Raw genomic sequence first — 17250 nt, 5'->3', positions numbered from 1 at the left:
CGGCGTCGGGGGTATTGTCAAGAGGGTTCCGCTCACCACGGTGGGCGATTTTTATGCGGCCGCACAGGTACTACACAGAGACGGAGTGCACACGTGACGCGCAGCGTGTACGTGACCGGGATCGACCGCGGCGACGGCCGCCAGGTCGTCGAGCTGGGCGTGATGGAGCTGCTGACCCGGCAGGTCGACCGCGTCGGTGTGTTCCGCCCCCTCCTCCACGACGGTCCCGACCGGCTGTTCGAGCTGCTGCGTGCGCGGTACCGCCTCGCCCAGGACCCGGCGACCGTGTACGGCATGGACTACCACGCGGCCTCCGCCCTCCAGGCCGAGCGCGGTGCCGACGAACTGGTCTCCGCCCTCGTGGACCGCTTCCACCTGGTCGCCCGCGACTACGACGTCGTGCTCGTCCTCGGCACCGACTACGCCGACACCCAGTTCCCGGACGAACTGTCCCTCAACGCCCGGCTCGCCAACGAGTTCGGTGCCTCGGTGATCCCGGTGGTCGGCGGCCGCGACGAGGACGCGGAGTCGGTGCTGGCGGAGACCCGCAACGCGTTCCGGGCGTACGACGGTCTCGGCTGCGACGTGCTGGCGATGATCGCCAACCGTGTCGCGCGCGGGGACCGGGACGAGATAGCCCGGCGGATCGACGGGCGGCTGCCGGTGCCGGTGTACGTCCTGCCGGACGAGCCCGCGCTCTCCGCGCCGACGGTCGCCCAGATCGCCCACGCGCTCGACGCGAAGGTGCTGCTCGGCGACGACTCGGGGCTGGCCAGGGACGCGCTGGACTTCGTCTTCGGCGGGGCGATGCTGCCGAGCTTCCTGCCCGCCCTGACCCCGGGCTGCCTGGTGGTGACCCCGGGCGACCGCGCGGACCTGGTCGTCGGCTCGCTGGCCGCGCACAGCGCCGGCACCCCGCCGATAGCCGGCGTGCTGCTCACCCTCGGCGAGCGGCCCGCCGACGAGATCCTCACCCTCGCCGCCCGGCTGGCCCCCGGCACCCCGGTGCTGTCCGTGCCCGGCAACAGCTTCCCGACCGCCGCCCAGCTGTTCTCCCTGGAGGGCAGGCTGAACGCGGCCACCCCGCGCAAGGCGGAGACCGCGCTCGGCCTGTTCGAGCGGTACGTCGACACCGGCGGCCTCGACAAGCGGGTCTCGGCGCCGAGCACCGGCCGGCTCACCCCGATGATGTTCGAGCACAAGCTCCTGGAGCAGGCGCGGTCCGACAAGCGGCGGGTGGTGCTGCCGGAGGGGACCGAGCCGCGGGTGCTGCATGCGGCGGAGGTGCTGCTGCGCCGTGGGGTATGTGACATAGCACTGCTCGGACCCGTCGACCAGATCCGCAAGAAGGCCGCCGACCTCGGCATCGACCTCGGCGACGCCCAGCTGATCGACCCGGCCACCTCCGAACTGCGCGACGCGTTCGCCGAGCAGTACGCCCTGCTCCGCGCCCACAAGGGCGTGACGGTGGAACTGGCGTACGACGTGGTCGCCGACGTCAACTACTTCGGCACCCTGATGGTGCAGGAGGGCCTCGCGGACGGCATGGTCTCGGGGTCCGTGCACTCCACGGCGGCGACCATCCGCCCGGCGTTCGAGATCATCAAGACCAAGCCGGGGTCGTCGATCGTCTCGTCCGTCTTCTTCATGTGCCTCGCCGACCAGGTGCTGGTCTACGGCGACTGCGCGGTGAACCCGGACCCGAACGCCGAGCAACTCGCCGACATCGCCGTCCAGTCGGCGGGGACGGCCGCCCAGTTCGGCGTGGCGCCGCGGATCGCGATGCTGTCGTACTCGACGGGCACCTCGGGTTCGGGGGCGGACGTGGACAAGGTGCGGGAGGCGACCGAGCTGGCGCGCTCGCGCCGGCCCGACCTGCTGATCGAGGGGCCGATCCAGTACGACGCGGCCGTGGAGCCGTCGGTCGCCGCCACCAAGCTGCCGGGCTCCGAGGTCGCCGGGCAGGCCAGCGTGCTGATCTTCCCGGACCTCAACACCGGCAACAACACCTACAAGGCCGTGCAGCGGTCGGCCGGCGCGATCGCGGTCGGGCCGGTGCTGCAGGGGCTGCGCAAGCCCGTCAACGACCTGTCCCGGGGCGCCCTCGTCCAGGACATCGTCAACACCGTCGCCATCACGGCGATCCAGGCCCAGAATCCGGCCGAGCCCCCTGAGTCCCCCACCGGGTCCCAGGCCGCGTCCCCGAGCGAGAAGGCAACCGCCCAGTGAGCCCCAGTCCGACCCGTGTCCTCGTCCTCAACTCCGGTTCCTCGTCGGTGAAGTACCAGCTGCTTGACATGCGGGACAGCAGCCGGCTCGCGGTCGGTCTCGTCGAACGGATCGGCGAGCAGACCTCGCGGCTCAGGCACACCTGCCTGGACAGCGGTGGCACCCGCGAGGCCCTCGGGCCGATCGCCGACCACGAGGCCGCCCTGAAGGCCGTGGCGGAGGAGCTGACGCGGGACGGGCTCGGGCTCGACTCGCCGGAACTGGCCGCGATCGGGCACCGGGTGGTGCACGGCGGGATGTTCTTCACCGAGCCGACGGTGATCGACGACGCGGTGCTCGCCGAGATCGAGCGGCTGATCCCGGTCGCCCCGCTGCACAACCCGGCCAACCTGACCGGCATCCGCACCGCGCAGGCGCTGCGTCCGGACCTGCCGCAGGTCGCCGTCTTCGACACGGCGTTCCACACGACGATGCCGGAGTCCGCGGCGCGGTACGCGATCGACCCGAAGTTCGCCGACCGGTACCGGATCCGACGGTACGGCTTCCACGGCACCTCGCACGCCTACGTGTCCCGGGCGACCGCGCGGCTGCTGGGAAGGACACCGGAAGAGGTGAACGTCATCGTGCTGCACCTCGGCAACGGGGCGTCCGCGTCGGCCGTCCGAGGCGGCCGGTGCGTGGACACCTCGATGGGACTGACGCCTTTGGAGGGGCTGGTGATGGGGACCCGTTCCGGTGATCTGGACCCGGCCGTCATTTTCCATTTGGCGCGAGTTGGCGGAATGTCCATGGACGAGATCGACACTCTTCTCAACAAGAGGAGTGGTTTGTTCGGTCTGTGCGGTGACAACGACATGCGGGAGATCCGGCGCCGGATCGACGAGGGCGACGAAGCGGCCCAACTCGCCTTCGACATCTACATTCACCGCCTGAAGAAGTACATCGGCGCGTACTGCGCCGTCCTCGGCCGGGTCGACGCGGTGGCCTTCACCGCGGGCGTCGGCGAGAACGCGGCCCCGGTGCGGGAGGCCGCGGTGGCGGGCCTGGAGGGGCTGGGGCTGGCGGTCGACCCGGAGCTGAACGCCGTACGGGCGGACGAGCCGCGGCTGATATCCCCCGCCGGCGCACGCGTCGCCGTCGCGGTGGTGCCGACGGACGAGGAGCTGGAGATCGCGACCCAGACGTACGCGCTCGTCGGTACCGGATCGGCACCGGTCGGAAATAACAGCTGAGCACATTAGCGCCCATTTGTATCTTCCACCAGACGGAATATTCCGTAGCGAAACAAACCGATAGGATCGCCCCCATGCGCCGTTCGAAAATCGTCTGTACTCTCGGCCCCGCGGTCGACACCCACGAGAAGCTCGTCGCCATGATCGAGGCGGGCATGAACGTGGCCCGGTTCAATTTCAGCCACGGCTCCCACGCCGAGCACCAGGGGCGGTACGACCGCGTCCGGGCCGCCGCCAAGGAGACCGGCCGTGCCATCGGCGTCCTCGCCGACCTGCAGGGCCCGAAGATCCGTCTGGAGACCTTCGCCGAGGGACCGGTGGAGCTGGAGCGCGGTGACGAGTTCGTCATCACGACCGAGGACGTCCCGGGCGACAAGACCATCTGCGGTACGACCTACAAGGGCCTGCCGGGCGACGTCTCGCGCGGCGACCAGATCCTCATCAACGACGGCAACGTCGAGCTGAAGGTCACGGACGTCGACGGCCCGCGGGTGAAGACGATCGTCATCGAGGGCGGTGTCGTCTCCGACCACAAGGGCATCAACCTGCCCGGCGCGGCCGTCAACGTGCCCGCGCTGTCCGAGAAGGACGTCGAGGACCTCCGGTTCGCGCTGCGCATGGGCTGCGACATGGTCGCGCTGTCCTTCGTGCGGGACGCCAAGGACGTCGACGACGTCCACAAGGTGATGGACGAGGAGGGCCGCCGGGTCCCCGTCATCGCCAAGGTGGAGAAGCCGCAGGCGGTGGAGAACATGGAGGGCGTCGTGATGGCGTTCGACGCCGTCATGGTGGCCCGTGGCGACCTGGCCGTCGAGTACCCGCTCGAGAAGGTCCCCATGGTGCAGAAGCGCCTGATCGAGCTGTGCCGGCGCAACGCCAAGCCGGTGATCGTGGCGACCCAGATGATGGAGTCGATGATCACCAACTCCCGCCCGACCCGCGCGGAGGCCTCCGACGTCGCCAACGCGATCCTGGACGGCGCCGACGCGGTCATGCTCTCCGCCGAGTCCTCCGTGGGCGCGTACCCGGTCGAGACCGTGAAGACGATGTCGAAGATCGTCCAGGCGGCCGAGCAGGAGCTGCTCAGCAAGGGCCTGCAGCCGCTGGTCCCGGGCAAGAAGCCGCGTACGCAGGGCGGTGCGGTGGCCCGTGCGGCCTGCGAGATCGCCGACTTCCTCGGCGGCCGCGGCCTGGTCGCCTTCACCCAGTCCGGCGACACCGCCCGCCGCCTCTCGCGCTACCGCGCGCAGCAGCCGATCATCGCCTTCACCACCGACGAGAGCACCCGCAACCAGCTCACCCTCAGCTGGGGCGTGGAGTCGCACGTGGTGCCGTTCGTGAACAGCACGGACGAAATGGTCGACATGGTCGACCAGGAGCTCGCCAAGATCAACCGCTTCAACGCGGGCGACACCGTCATCATCACGGCCGGCTCGCCCCCCGGCGTCCCGGGCACCACCAACATGCTCCGCGTCCACCACATCGGCGGCATCAACAAGTGACGGCCTTCTGAAGGGCCCTGTACAACCTTGCACGACACTGAGGGCGCCCCCTGTGACAGGAGGCGCCCTCAGGCGCGTCTGGGTCGGCGGCCGACCCTGACGCAGCGATCTCACACGGTCGGCGGCGCTCCGACCGTCTCCCGCAGCCAGGCGTTGCCGCCCAGTTCCGGGTGGGCGGCGGTGATCAACCGCACGGCCTCGGCCTTCGCCCGCTCGGCGAGTCCGCGCAGTTCCTCCCAGCTCAGCTCCGCCCTGGCCGGCGGCCAGTCCGTCGTAAGGGTGACGGTCGTCCCCTCCCGGTGGAAGGCGTAGACGTGCTGGGTGAGGGAGGCCTCGACCTCGACGTCAGCGCGGGTCTCCAGCTCCCCAACCGCGTGGTCCAGCAGCAGGGCGATGTCGACCACCGGCTCTCCCAGCAGCCGCACGCCGAGGTCCACTCCGTGGACGACGAGCCGCAGGTCGGCCTTGAAGTACCGCAGGCTGAAGTCCGAGGCACTCAGGTCGGTGACCGGTGGCCGCCAGTCCGGTGACCAGGAGTCGTCGTCCGCACGCGGCTCGAAGGCGAAGTCGATCATCCGTCCATACCTTTCCCTCACCAGACGTTCTTGGGCATCGCGGTGACCAGGTTGCCGAACTCGTCGACGACGAGCCGGATGCCGTTCTGGCCGTTCGCCCCGGTCGTCACATTGTCGAATGCGTAGTCGACGTAGTTGCCTCCGCGGGTGTCGGCCTTCGCCCGGGGCACCTCGTGCCCGAACTGCGCCGCTTCCTCGATCAGCTTCTTGAGCTTGCCAGCGTCGAGCCCCTCGGCGAAGACGTTCCCCATGTCGCCCGCGAGGTGGTAACTGCCGCCCCACAGATGCTCGTCACCGATGTGCTTCAGCGCCCCGCTGGTGATCGTGCGGCAGCTGATGTTGTGGACCAGCACCGGGCTGTCCCCGGCCATCACGAAGTAAGAGTGGACGCCCTCCACCGTGAGGTCGTAGGTGAGCTGTGGCCTGATGTACGACGTGACCCCGACGACCGTGACCGTGCCGTGGCCCAGTGTCTGCAGCCGGTGACCCTCCTTGAGTCGCCCCGCGTCCGTCCAGGACCCCGTAGTGAGGTCGTAGAACGGGTGGTCGGACGTGCCTGTGATGGTGCGCCGGCCGCTCGGCGTGGCCACGCTCAGGTCGGTGAACCGGGTGTCGGTGGTGGTGCGGTGCGCCAGCACGACGCCGTGCCGTTCGGCGACGGTGTCACCCGGCCGGGCGTTGAGGACCTGGTCGCCCGCGGTGACCTTCTCGATGGCACGGACCCCGCCGTCGGCCATCTTGACCATGGTCCCGGCCACGAAGCTGTGCTTCACGCAGAACGACACGCCCTTGGCCAGCCGCGCGTCGATGATGACCTTCAGCGCTTTCATCGTCTTGCGTGCCTTCGTCGCGCCCTCGAAGAACTTCGCGATCCCGGTGCTGACCCGCACGATGGCCGTGGCCACGGCCGGTGCCTTGCCGATCAGGGTGACCACGCTGATGGCGTTGACGAGCGTCCAGAGGCAGCTCTCCACGTCCGGGTCGGAGAAGCACTTCTTGGCGTCCGTGACCCCGAGCAGGTCGAGCAGGATCGCGCCGCCGTTCGCCTTCACCCAGTCGAGGACGTCCTGGTTCGCAGCCGCCATGGCTTCGCGGTACTGATCGACGCAGGTCTGACCGCACTCCGCGAGCAGAGCGGCCTCCTCGTCCTTGGTCAGGACGTACTCCGCAGTCGAACCGCCGGAGTTGACGACTTCCGCCCGCTCCTGCCTGGCCCGCTCCCGTTCCTCGGCCTCCGCCCGCGTGGCCGCCTTGTCCGCTTGGTCGGCGTAGCCGGCGGCCTTGTCCGCCGCGCCTTCCGCTGCGGTGGCGTTGCTCTCCGCCTGGGTGGCCGTCCGGTCGGCCGCCGCCGCGTCCTGTTCGGCGCTGCTGGCGGCAGACCGGGCGCTGGTGGCGTCCTTCTCGGCCTCGGTGGCGTCCCGGTCGGCCTGGGAGGCCGCCGACTCGGCCTCGTTCGCGGCGAAGTTGGCGTAGAAGGCGTCGGTGCCCGCCTGCTGGTCGTACTTCTGGGCGTTCGCGTCCGCCTTCTGCGCGGCTGCGGCGTCGACCGCCGCTGCGGCCGCCGAAGCGTTCGCCGCCGCGGCCGAGTTGACCGCCTGCACGGCGTAGTCCGCGGCGTCGGCCGCAGCCTGGAGCGCGGTCTTCGCATCGCCGGCGGCCTTGTCGGCGAGCGCCTTGGCCTGTGCGGCCGCCTTCTTCGCCTCGTCCGACTTGGCCTTCGCCGCGGTCGCCTGCTGCTCGGCGAGGGACTTGGCGGTCTGCCCGATCAGCACCGCGTACGCCGCCGAGGCGTCACTCTCCTGGTAGGGAGTGCCCAAGCTGATCGCTTCGTCGGCCACCTTGGTCGTCGCGGTCGCGGCGTCCCGGGCGGCCTGCGCGTACTGTGCCGTGGCGGTGGCGTATCCGGCGGTCTTCGCAGCCCACGCGGCCGTCTTCGCAGCCTCGGCCACCGCCGCAGTGGCCTCCTTGCGTGCGGTGGCCGCTGCGGTCTGGGCCTTCTTCGCCTCGGCGTCGGCCTGCTCGGCCTTCGCCTTCGCCGCTGCCGCCGCGTCGATCGCCTCGGCCGCCGCGGCATGCGCGGTGGCCGCCGCGGCCCGCGTCTTCGCGTATGCCGACTGGGCGGCGTCGGCAGCGGACCGGGAACGCTTGGCCGCGCCTTCCGCACGCGTTGCCGCCGCTCGTGCGTTCACCGCGGCCGTGGTCGCGTCGTCGGCGGCCACCCGGGCCCGGGTCGCCGCACCCGCCGCCGTGTTGGCAGCGGTACGTGCCTCCGTTGCCGCCTGCCGCGTCTCGGCCGCCGCCGAGGTGCCGTCGGCCGCGGCGGCCGCTGACTCCAGCGCGGCCGCCCGGGAGGCGGTGGCTTCCTTCTCGTGCTCGGCCTTGACCGCGGTGTTACGGGCCTGGTAGGCGCGCAGTTCGGCGTCCTCGGCCGCCGCCAGCTTCTCCGCCGCCGTGGCACCCGCCGACTCCGCGTCCGTACGGGCCTGGCGGGCAGTGTCCTGCTCGCCCCGTGCCCGTTCCTCGGCCGCGCCGGCCTTCGCCCGCTCGCTCGCCGCGTTGTCGCGCTCCCGCTCGGCGTTGGCCTTCTCGGCCTCCGCGACACCGCGTTGCCGTTTTGCCTCGGCTGCCTGGTCCCTGGCGGTCTGTTCCGCCTTCTCGGCTGTCGCGCGGGCGTTCTTCGCGGTGGTGGCGTCGGCCGCCGCCTCGGCCGCCAGCTTGGCGGCGGAATCAGCGGCGGCCTTCGCCTGGGCCTTGGCCTCCAGTGCCGCCGTCTTGCGGAACTCGGTGTTCAGGGCGTGCGTCTGGGTCTTGGCCAGCGCGAGCAGTGTCTGGGAGTCGGCCACAGTGGCCTTCGCCGCGTTCGAAGCGGTCAGCGTCGCCTTCGCGGCGGCCTGAGCGGCGGCGTACGAGGCCTTGGTGACCTGCACCGACTGCTGGGCGTACAGCAGGCCCCGGCCGCGGGGCTGCTGCGCCGCGTCGGCGATCTGCCAGGCCTTCTGCTGCTGGGCGGTGACGGTGTCTGCGGCCGTCCTGGCCCGCCCGACGGCCGCGTCCGCCACGGTCACCTGCTTGGCCGCCGCGGCCTTCGCCGCGTTCAGGTCGGCCGTCGCCTTCGTGAAGACGGCAGCCTTCGGGTAGTTGATGGAGTCCTTGTGCGCGGCCCAGTACTTCTGCCAGTACAGGATCTGGTCCGCCAGCCACGCCTGCCGGACCGCCTCGGTCATGGCCTCCGTGGCGGCGCGCGTCTCCTTCGCCGCGGCGGCCTCGGCGGCGACGATCTGCTGGCGCTGGTCGGCCTGGCCGGCGTACTCCGCCTCCCATTCCGTGTAAGCCGCGGTGACGGCCCCGGTCAGCACTCGGTAGTGGTCGATCGGGTTGTCGCTGTCACAGGCCGCCCAGGCCTGCTTCAGCGCCTCGACCTCGGTGCGGAACTCCAGCGAGTCCGGCTCGGGGGCCTTGGTGGCGAAGCCGCCGAAGCGCAGGAATGTGGCGATGTCGTTGGCCGAGGAATAGCCCAAGTTGCTCGTCTCGAGCAGTTCCCTGCCGGCGACGTCCTTGTAGGCCGCCGCCCAAGCGTCGCCGCCGGTGTCGAACGCGTCGAGCACCTTCTTGGCCTGGTCCAGGGAGGCCTGGCCAGGGTGCGGCGTGGGGTTTTCCGACGCCTTGTTGTACAGCTTCTGCTGTGTACCGAGGGTGAAGGTGACGATGTCCGCGCCGAACTCGGGGGCCCAGAAGTCCCGGCCGTTCGAGGAGTTCACCGAGCGGTAGGGCTTGTTGGCCTCGTCCAGTTTCGTCTGGCGGTCCCGGAACGCGTTCAGGGCGGCGATGCCCGCGTCCTGGTCGCGGACGGCGGCCTGGCCCCACTCGCCGCCCAAGGCGTCCGGGGTCACGAAGGCGCGCAGTGCGGCGTCCGTGCCGGTGAGCTTCGCCGCTGCGGTCGCCTTGAGGGCGGGGCCGCCGAAGTGCACGGCCTGTCCCGCCTGGCAGCGGTCCGCGCGGGCCTGGGCACCCAGGCTGATGCGCAGGGTGCGCTGGTAGGGGTTGGCCGGGTTGTCGCCGGGCTCGTCCGCGGCCGCGGGGACCGCGTACACGAGTCCGCCGAGCACCGCGGCGGCGGTGGCGAGCGCCGTGCCGGCCACCCCAAGCCGGAGTCGTCTTCCCCCGGTGTGTCCGTATCTCTTCTTTCGTGCCATTCGCACGTCCGTACCTTCCTCTGGATGGTCAGTCCGTCAGTCGGTCCGCGCGGAAAGCGGGCAGGACACAGCAAAGGCCGGAAACGAGTACAGATCCCCCCGCTGGGCGTGCGGTCGACACGCCACCCCCGCCCCCTCCCCCGGGAACGCGATCATCCTGCCAGGCCGGGGCTTTTTAAGAAACCAATAAAGGCGCTTTGTTTTCCCTTTGAGATCGACCTCTCACCCCGCGGGGTGCCGAACACGACCGTGCCCCGCCGAGTCGTTACTCGGCGGGGCACGGCCCTCTTGCGGCTCCCGGACGGGTCTGTGGTGACGCTCAGCTGGTTCCGTCGGTCGTGTAGACGTGCATCCCGGGCACGTGCAGGGTGCCGCCGAACTGGGCGGCCTGGGTGACCTTGACGTTGGTGAAGTAGATCAGCGGGATGTTCAGCGGCGGCGGGTTGTTCACGTCGAACGTGATCGGGATCAGGCCGAAGAGGTTGCCGGAGATGGACTCCGTGTACATCGTCGTGGCGCCGCCGGTGATCGTGGACTTCGAACCGGAGGCCGCCTGCACGTGGTAGGTCTTGCCGATGGTCGTGTCCTTGACCGTCTGGTGCAGGTCACCGATGTCGGTGCCGCCCGAGATGACGTACTTCAGCACCTTCTTCGTCTTGCCGCTGGCCGTCTTCACCTCGACGATGCCCTGGTAGTCGGCGCTCTTCAGCGTCAGCGAGCTGGCGCTCAGGTACCAGGGGTCGTCCGCGACCGCGACCTTGTTGTCGACACCGCTCACGTCTTCGGTGGCGGCCTTGCAGTCGTCGGCCGACGTGCTGGAGCTCGCGGACGGGCTCGGCGAGGCGCTGGACGCGGCGTCCCCGGCCGCCTTGGTGACGTCCTTGGTGACCTGGCCGGCCGCCTTGGTCGCCGTGTCGGTGGTGTCCTTCACGGTGTCCGTGACCTTCTTGACGGTCTTGGACACGGTGTCGGAGCCGCTGTCCTTGCTCGACGAGGACGACGAGGAGGAGGAGGAGGACGAGTCCGAGGACGCGGACGCCGACGGCGAGGGGGTGGCGCTCGCGGTGGAGTCCGACGAGGACGAACTCGTCGTGCTGCCGCCGCTCAGGATGCTGCCGATCGCGTCGCCGATCGAGCCCAGCAGGCCGCCATCGCTGCTGCTGCTCGCGGAGGCCGACGGCGACGGGGTCGCCGTGCTGCCGGAGTCCGATGAACCGGAGGACCCCGACGAGCCCGAATCGGACGAGGACGAGGACGACGACTTGGACGCGGACGGCGTCGGCGTGGCCGCGTCGCCGGAACCTGAATCCGACGAAGACGACTTGCCCGACGACGTCGAGTCCTTGGCGCCGTCCGACGCCGTCGCCGACGGCGAGGCCGAGTCCGTGGCCTTGTCGCTCGCCGACGCGGAGGGCGACGCCGAGTCCAGGGCGGAGACGCAGTTCTTGTAGTCCTCGGCCAGGCTCTTCGAGGACGCCGACGACGTGCTGTTGGTGTCGGCGATCGCGAGCGAGGACGTGAACCCGAAGCCCATGAGGACGGCCGTCGGCATCGCCACGGAGGCGATCGCCTTGCCCGCCGGCATGTGGAACCTGGTGAACAGCGGCTTCCTGGGCGCCGCATGCCGCGGCCCGGTTCTCACACGGGACTCGTCCACATCAGTCCCGTGGGTCACCTCGTCAGCCGGCACTGTGCCTCCCGTTCGCCCCGTTCACCGGGCTCGTTCCTGACAGGTCGTTCTCCCCCAGCGGCGCCAGGCCCTGTGAGGTACCCCCATCGCTCGCGCCGTCCGGCCCCGGGTAGTAGACGGCCTCCTCCGGGGCACCGTCCCCGGCCGGCGGGATCTCGCCCTCCGGCTGCGGCTTCGGAGGCGCACCCGGAGACCAGGCCACGGCCATCGCTCCGCCCACGAGGGCGAACAGGAAGCCCATGACGAAGCCACCGAAGTTGGACACGGGGAGGGACACCAGCGCCAGCAGGATCGCGGCGATTCCCGCGAACGTGCGGATGTGCTTCTGGTACCAGAGGCTGATGCCCAGGACGACGAGCAGCACGCCGATGATCAGGGACCCGGCGCCTGCGGTGGTCGCCATCGCCACCGTGAGGTTGCCGATCTGGAGATGCGCGTACGGGAAGTACATGATCGGGAAACCGGCGAGCAGGATGTACAAACCGGCCCAGAACGGCCGCGTGCCCCGCCAGGAGCGGAACTGCAGCCTCCGGCGGGTGAACTGGCCGGGTGCGGCAGGAGTCTCGGCGCTCATGGAAAACAGCTCCCTGGTGCGGCGTTGCTGTGGTGGTGATGCTGTGTGGTGCGGTGATGTTTCCTTGTACCGCGTGTGAAGACCGTGGGAAGAAGGTGGAGGGCGGGGGTACCTTCGGCGCCCCCGCCCGTCACGGAGCGCTTAGTAGCACTCCGCTCCCTTCGTCGAGATCGACATGTGCAGACCGCTCAGCTTGAAGGTTCCGGCAGTGGTGGCCCACGCCGTCTGCTTCACGCCGGACAGCGAGGCGTGGTCCGCCTCCTGCGCGAACCCGTTCGGGTTCGTCAGGCCGGCCTTGGCCTCGTCGTTCTTGATGCCGGGACCCTTGTTCGAGCTGCCGGCCGCGACACCGATGTTGATGTTGGTGAACGTCGCGTCGGCGCTCAGGTCATCGAGGTCGATGTACAGCTTGGTAGCCTCGACCGGCTTCTTCGCGTCGGTGCCCGCGTGCAGGATCAGGCTGACGTTCCCGAAGATCGGTACGTTCGGCGTGACCACGGACTGGCACAGGTTGGTGATGGTCGCGCTGTTGAACGCCGAGACCGCCACCGGGTGGATCGTCTTGTCACCGGCGAGGGTGACACCCGAGTCCACGGCGCCGTACTGAACGAAGCCGTCACCTTCCAGCGAGTCGGCCGTGACCTTGAACTGCTGGCCCGACACACTGAACGACGCGGCGAGAGCGCCCTGCGCGAGGGCGACACCTATACACGCCGTGGCGGCGACGCTGGGCACCATGACCACAGCGAACCGCTTCCATCTGGTCCCGCCACGCACCTGGGACTCCATATTTCCTCCTTCTCGGACGTACATCTCCTGGCCCGGTATCGCCCCCAACGGCGGCTCAGCCGGGCAGGGATGGGAGAAGTGCTACGTCCTCGGAAGGGGAGCGCCCGTACTCGGAGGCACGAACGCACCTCGATCACCGGCGATCACCCCCGAGCGACAACCACTGGTCGCGCCTGACACGCATCACGCACAACCTTGCTGGACAGGCTTCGCGGTGAGGCGAAGACCCCCCTGCCCAAGAGCCGGCGTCACTGCCGCCGACTCTGCTCGGTGGGGACCCAGATGAACCCGCGGCCCGATTGGCTGTCGGGGTACGGGAATGGACCGAGCGTCGCCGATCGTGGTGCATTCTCGCCGCCCGCACAAGGGGCTTCGTTACTCGGTAGTAACGGCCGGATAACCGAAGGACGACCCACCGGTCTCGGAGAGCGACTCTGGGTGGCATTCAGGGGCAGAGCAAAACAGTTGATCAGTGGACGAAACCAGACAGACCAACCGCCCTGATTTACTCCGAGTAACAGCGGCCGCGATTACCAAGATTTGGTAAAGAGCGGCCGCCGTGGCCCCGCCTCGGCAAATCTTTCACTCCGGCATCACAGGACGTGACGTTTAGCTACTGGTCAGCCCTGTGTCCAGATCGTTGTCTAGAAGAGCGCGCGCGCCAACGCCCTGCGCGCTCCCACCACCCGCGGGTCGTCGGTGCCCACGACCTCGAAGAGCTCAAGAAGCCGCCGCCGTACGGCATCCCGGTCGTCCCCGGCCGTCCGCTGCACGGTCTCGATCAGCCGCCCGAAGGCGTCCTCGACATGCCCGCCCACCAGATCCAGGTCGGCGGCCGCGATCTGCGCCCCGGCGTCGGCCGGCTTCTCGGCCGCGTCCCTGCGCACCTGCTGCGGGTCCATCCCCTGCACCCGCTGGAGCAACTCGGCCTGCGCCAGCCCCAGCTTGGCCTCGCTGTTGGCCGGGTCGTCGCTCAGCACGTTCTTGTACGCCTGGACCGCACCGCCGAAGTCGCCCGCGTCCAGCGCCTGGACGGCCGCCTCCAGGAGGGCGTCGTACGGGCCCGCGGGCGCCGCGGCGGGCACGGCCTGGGCGCCCGGCTCCGCGTCGGGGTCGACGACGAGGCCGGTCAGCCCGAACCGCTCCTCGGCGACCTGCACCAGCTGGTCCAGCGTCCCGCGGATCTGTTCCTCGCCGGCCGCGCCCTGGAAGAGCGGCAGCGCCTGCCCGGCGACGACGGCGAACACCGCCGGGATCCCCTGGATCCCGAACTGCTGCATCAGCATCTGGTTGGCGTCGACGTCGATCTTCGCCAGCAGGAAGCGGCCGTTGTACTCGACGGCGAGGCGCTCCAGGACCGGGCTCAGCTGCTTGCAGGGCTGACACCACTCGGCCCAGAAGTCGATGACTACAGGGACTTCGGCGGACCGCTGCAGGACATCGCGCTCGAAGCCGGCTTCGTCGACGTCGATGACCAGGTCGGCCGGGGAGACGGCACCGGCACCACCGTGCCGGGCCGCTTCGGCGCGCGCCTGCTCGGCCTTGGCCTTGGCCTCCTGGGCCGCCTTGACCGCGGCGAGGTCGACGACGCCGCTCATGGACATGTTCCGTGGCTGCATGCGTCTATCCTCCCCCGTTCCCGCGCGTGTGTGAAAAGCGTTGTGAAAGCCGGGCCGAACCTGTGTGCTTCAGCGGCGCCGGGTCCCCACCCCACGCCATGGTCGTCGCCCGTGCGGTCAGCCACGAGCTTTCGCTACGACCCGTAGCGTAATGCCATCCGGGACCCGCGCGACACCACTTTCCGGTGATCTCCCTCACGGCAGCACAGGAAACCCCGGTTATGGTCGTGGGATGCAGAGCCGCACCCCCGCCGGACGTACCGGCCGCCCGCGCAGCGCCGCCGCGGACGCCGCGATCCTGGAGGCGACGCGGCAGGCACTGGTCGAACTGGGCTGGTCCAAGCTCACTCTGGGAGACGTGGCCACGCGGGCCGGGGTTGCAAAAACGACTCTCTACCGCCGCTGGGCGGGCAAGAACGAACTCGTCGTCGACGCGGTGGCGGAACTCTTCGACGAACTCGAACTCCCCGACCGCGGCAGCCTGGCGAACGACATCGAGGGCGTCGTGCTGCAGTTCGCGGCGATCCTGGACCGCCCGGAGGCCCGCAGCGGCCTGATGGCGGCGGTCGCCGAGTCGACCCGCGACGACGCACTGCGGGAACGTATCCGCGCGTCCATCGTGGACCGCCAGAAGCGGCTGGTCCTGGAGGGCCGGGCCCGTGCGCAGTGCCGGGGCGAACTCCCCTCCGAGCCGGACCCGGAGGAGGCGGCCCGCACGGTGGACCTCATCTTCGACATGGTGGCGGGTGCGGTGGTCCACCGCACCCTGGTGAGCGGCAAGCCGGCGGACGAGGAGTGGGTGCGCGACTTCACCCGCGTCCTGCTCCTCGGCCTCGCCGCCGAGCCGACCGCGGCACCCACGTCCCGGCCGACCGAGCAGGCCGGATCGGCCACTTCCCGGCGAACCGAGCCGGGTGGAGCACCCACTTCCCGGCGAACCGAGCCGGCCGGGACGGCCACTTCCCAGCGGACCGAGCCGGCCGGGACGCCCGCTTCCCGGCCGACCGAGTCGGGTGGTGGGTGGGCATAGGTACCGGGGGTCCAGGGGGCGGAGCCCCCTGGTACGCGGCGGTACGCGGCGGTACGCGGCTAGAACCCCGCCGGCTCCGTGTACACCCCCCACTCGTCCCGCAGCACCCCGCAGATCTCACCCAGGGTCGCCTCGGCCCGTACCGCCTCCAGCATCGGCTCGATCATGTTGGACCCGCCCCGCGCAGCGGCCAGCATCGCGTCCAGGGCGGCACGCACCGCGCCCTCGTCCCGCGCCGCGCGGCGTGCGCCCAGCGCCCGTACCTGCTCCCGCTCGACCTCGTGCGAGACGCGGAGGATCTCCAGGTCGCCGGTGACGGACCCGGTGTGGACGTTGACGCCGACGACCCGCTTGTCGCCCTTCTCCAGCGCCTGCTGGTACTGGAAGGCCGACTCGGCGATCTCCCCCGTGAACCAGCCGTCCTCGATGCCCCGCAGGATTCCGGACGTGACCGGCCCGATCGGGTGCCGCCCGTCCGGATGGGCGCGCAGCCCCCGCTCCTTGATCTGGTCGAAGATCTTCTCGGCGTCGGCCTCGATCCTGTCGGTGAGCTGCTCGATGTACCAGGAACCGCCCAGCGGGTCCGCCACGTTGGCGACCCCGGTCTCCTCCATGAGCACCTGCTGGGTGCGCAGCGCGATCTCGGCGGCCTGCTCGCTCGGCAGGGCGAGGGTCTCGTCCAGGGCGTTGGTGTGCAGCGAGTTGGTGCCGCCGAGCACCGCCGCCAGCGCCTCCACGGCCGTCCGCACCACGTTGTTGTACGGCTGCTGCGCGGTCAGCGAGACACCGGCGGTCTGGGTGTGGAAGCGCAGCCACTGCGCCTTGTCCGACCGGGAGCCGTAGACGTCCCGCATCCACCGCGCCCAGATCCGGCGCGCGGCACGGAACTTGGCGATCTCCTCGAAGAAGTCGACGTGCGCGTCGAAGAAGAAGGAGAGGCCGGGGGCGAAGACGTCCACGTCGAGGCCGCGGGAGAGCCCCAGTTCGACGTAGCCGAAGCCGTCCGCGAGCGTGTAGGCGAGCTCCTGCGCGGCCGTCGCGCCCGCCTCGCGGATGTGGTAGCCGGAGACGGAGAGCGGCTTGTACGCGGGGATGCCGGCGGCGCAGTACTCCATCAGGTCGCCGATCAGCCGCAGATGGGGTTCGGGCTGGAACAGCCACTCCTTCTGGGCGATGTACTCCTTGAAGATGTCGGTCTGGAGGGTGCCGTTGAGGACCGACGGGTCGACGCCCTGCCGTTCGGCGGCGACGAGGTACATGCAGAAGACGGGCACGGCGGGCCCGCTGATCGTCATGGAGGTCGTGACGTCGCCGAGGGGGATGTCCTTGAAGAGGACCTCCATGTCGGCGGCGGAGTCGATGGCGACCCCGCAGTGCCCGACCTCGCCGAGCGAGCGCCCGTCGTCGGAGTCCCGGCCCATGAGGGTGGGCATGTCGAAGGCCACGGAGAGACCGCCGCCGCCGTTGGCGAGGATCATCTTGTAGCGCTCGTTGGTCTGCTCGGCGTTGCCGAACCCGGCGAACTGGCGGATGGTCCAGGTCCGCCCGCGGTAGCCGGTCGGATACAGGCCGCGCGTGAAGGGGTACTCCCCCGGCCAGCCGATCCGGTCGAATCCCTCGTAAGTGTCCCCTGGTCGGGGCCCGTACACCGGCTCCACGGGGTCCCCGGAGAGCGTGGTGAAGTCGGCGTCCCGCTTGCGGGCCGCGTCGTAACGGGCCTGCCAGCGTCGGCGGCCCTCCTCGATGGCGTCAGCGTCCATGGTTCGAATTTACTAGGACGTCCTAGTAAAAGTCGATGGGGGCACCGCCGCACGGGT

11 protein-coding genes are annotated in these 17250 nt (G+C 70.1%); 4 read left to right on the top strand and 7 right to left on the bottom strand.

Annotation, left to right across the window (positions count from 1 at the left end):
• Window positions 1-93 precede the first annotated feature (93 nt).
• The 3 genes from pta to pyk all read left to right on the top strand — a co-directional run bounded on the left by pta (window position 94) and on the right by pyk (window position 4963).
• The gene (gene pta, locus ACFY0K_RS20055; RefSeq protein WP_390640940.1) at window positions 94-2229 is read left to right on the top strand and encodes a phosphate acetyltransferase; all 2136 of its coding nucleotides are present in this window, start codon (window positions 94-96) and stop codon (window positions 2227-2229) included.
• On the top strand, window positions 2226-3461 hold the full coding sequence (locus ACFY0K_RS20050) for an acetate kinase (RefSeq protein WP_390640939.1): 1236 nt from the start codon (window positions 2226-2228) through the stop codon (window positions 3459-3461). The genes pta and ACFY0K_RS20050 overlap by 4 nt, the downstream gene beginning before the upstream one ends.
• Window positions 3462-3535: 74 nt before the next feature.
• Window positions 3536-4963 (top strand): pyruvate kinase, encoded by a 1428-nt coding sequence (gene pyk / locus ACFY0K_RS20045; RefSeq protein WP_382717576.1) that lies wholly within the window; start codon window positions 3536-3538, stop codon window positions 4961-4963.
• A gap of 110 nt (window positions 4964-5073) precedes the next feature.
• Here the strand turns inward: pyk and ACFY0K_RS20040 are convergent, their stop codons facing one another.
• The 6 genes from ACFY0K_RS20040 to ACFY0K_RS20015 all read right to left on the bottom strand — a co-directional run bounded on the left by ACFY0K_RS20040 (window position 5074) and on the right by ACFY0K_RS20015 (window position 14403).
• Window positions 5074-5538, bottom strand: coding sequence for a hypothetical protein (locus tag ACFY0K_RS20040; RefSeq protein WP_351962283.1), 465 nt, complete (start codon window positions 5536-5538; stop codon window positions 5074-5076).
• Window positions 5539-5555: 17 nt separating this feature from the next.
• Window positions 5556-9677 (bottom strand): Hint domain-containing protein, encoded by a 4122-nt coding sequence (locus ACFY0K_RS20035; RefSeq protein WP_390640938.1) that lies wholly within the window; start codon window positions 9675-9677, stop codon window positions 5556-5558.
• A gap of 373 nt (window positions 9678-10050) precedes the next feature.
• On the bottom strand, window positions 10051-11421 hold the full coding sequence (locus ACFY0K_RS20030) for a hypothetical protein (protein WP_390640937.1): 1371 nt from the start codon (window positions 11419-11421) through the stop codon (window positions 10051-10053).
• On the bottom strand, window positions 11411-11995 hold the full coding sequence (locus ACFY0K_RS20025) for a DUF6114 domain-containing protein (protein ID WP_382717564.1): 585 nt from the start codon (window positions 11993-11995) through the stop codon (window positions 11411-11413). The genes ACFY0K_RS20030 and ACFY0K_RS20025 overlap by 11 nt, the downstream gene beginning before the upstream one ends.
• A 141-nt stretch (window positions 11996-12136) precedes the next feature.
• Window positions 12137-12784 (bottom strand): DUF6230 family protein, encoded by a 648-nt coding sequence (locus ACFY0K_RS20020; protein ID WP_390640936.1) that lies wholly within the window; start codon window positions 12782-12784, stop codon window positions 12137-12139.
• Between the two features lie 644 nt (window positions 12785-13428).
• Window positions 13429-14403 carry a tetratricopeptide repeat protein gene (locus tag ACFY0K_RS20015; protein ID WP_390640935.1) on the bottom strand — a complete coding sequence of 325 codons (975 nt, stop codon included), beginning with the start codon at window positions 14401-14403 and terminating at the stop codon, window positions 13429-13431.
• 232 nt (window positions 14404-14635) lie between these two features.
• Between ACFY0K_RS20015 and ACFY0K_RS20010 the strand changes: the two genes are divergently transcribed.
• Window positions 14636-15433: a TetR/AcrR family transcriptional regulator gene (locus ACFY0K_RS20010; RefSeq protein ID WP_390640934.1), complete on the top strand. Its 798-nt coding sequence runs from the start codon at window positions 14636-14638 to the stop codon at window positions 15431-15433.
• A 59-nt stretch (window positions 15434-15492) separates the two neighbouring features.
• Here ACFY0K_RS20010 and ACFY0K_RS20005 read toward each other — a convergent pair whose 3' ends face one another.
• A complete protein-coding gene (locus tag ACFY0K_RS20005; RefSeq protein ID WP_390640933.1) occupies window positions 15493-17193 on the bottom strand; it encodes a methylmalonyl-CoA mutase in 1701 nt (566 codons plus the stop codon).
• Window positions 17194-17250: the final 57 nt, after the last annotated feature.

This window comes from Streptomyces sp. NPDC001507 (genome assembly GCF_042894765.1).
Taxonomy (GTDB): domain Bacteria; phylum Actinomycetota; class Actinomycetes; order Streptomycetales; family Streptomycetaceae; genus Streptomyces.
This window is presented reverse-complemented; position numbering and strand designations above follow the sequence as displayed.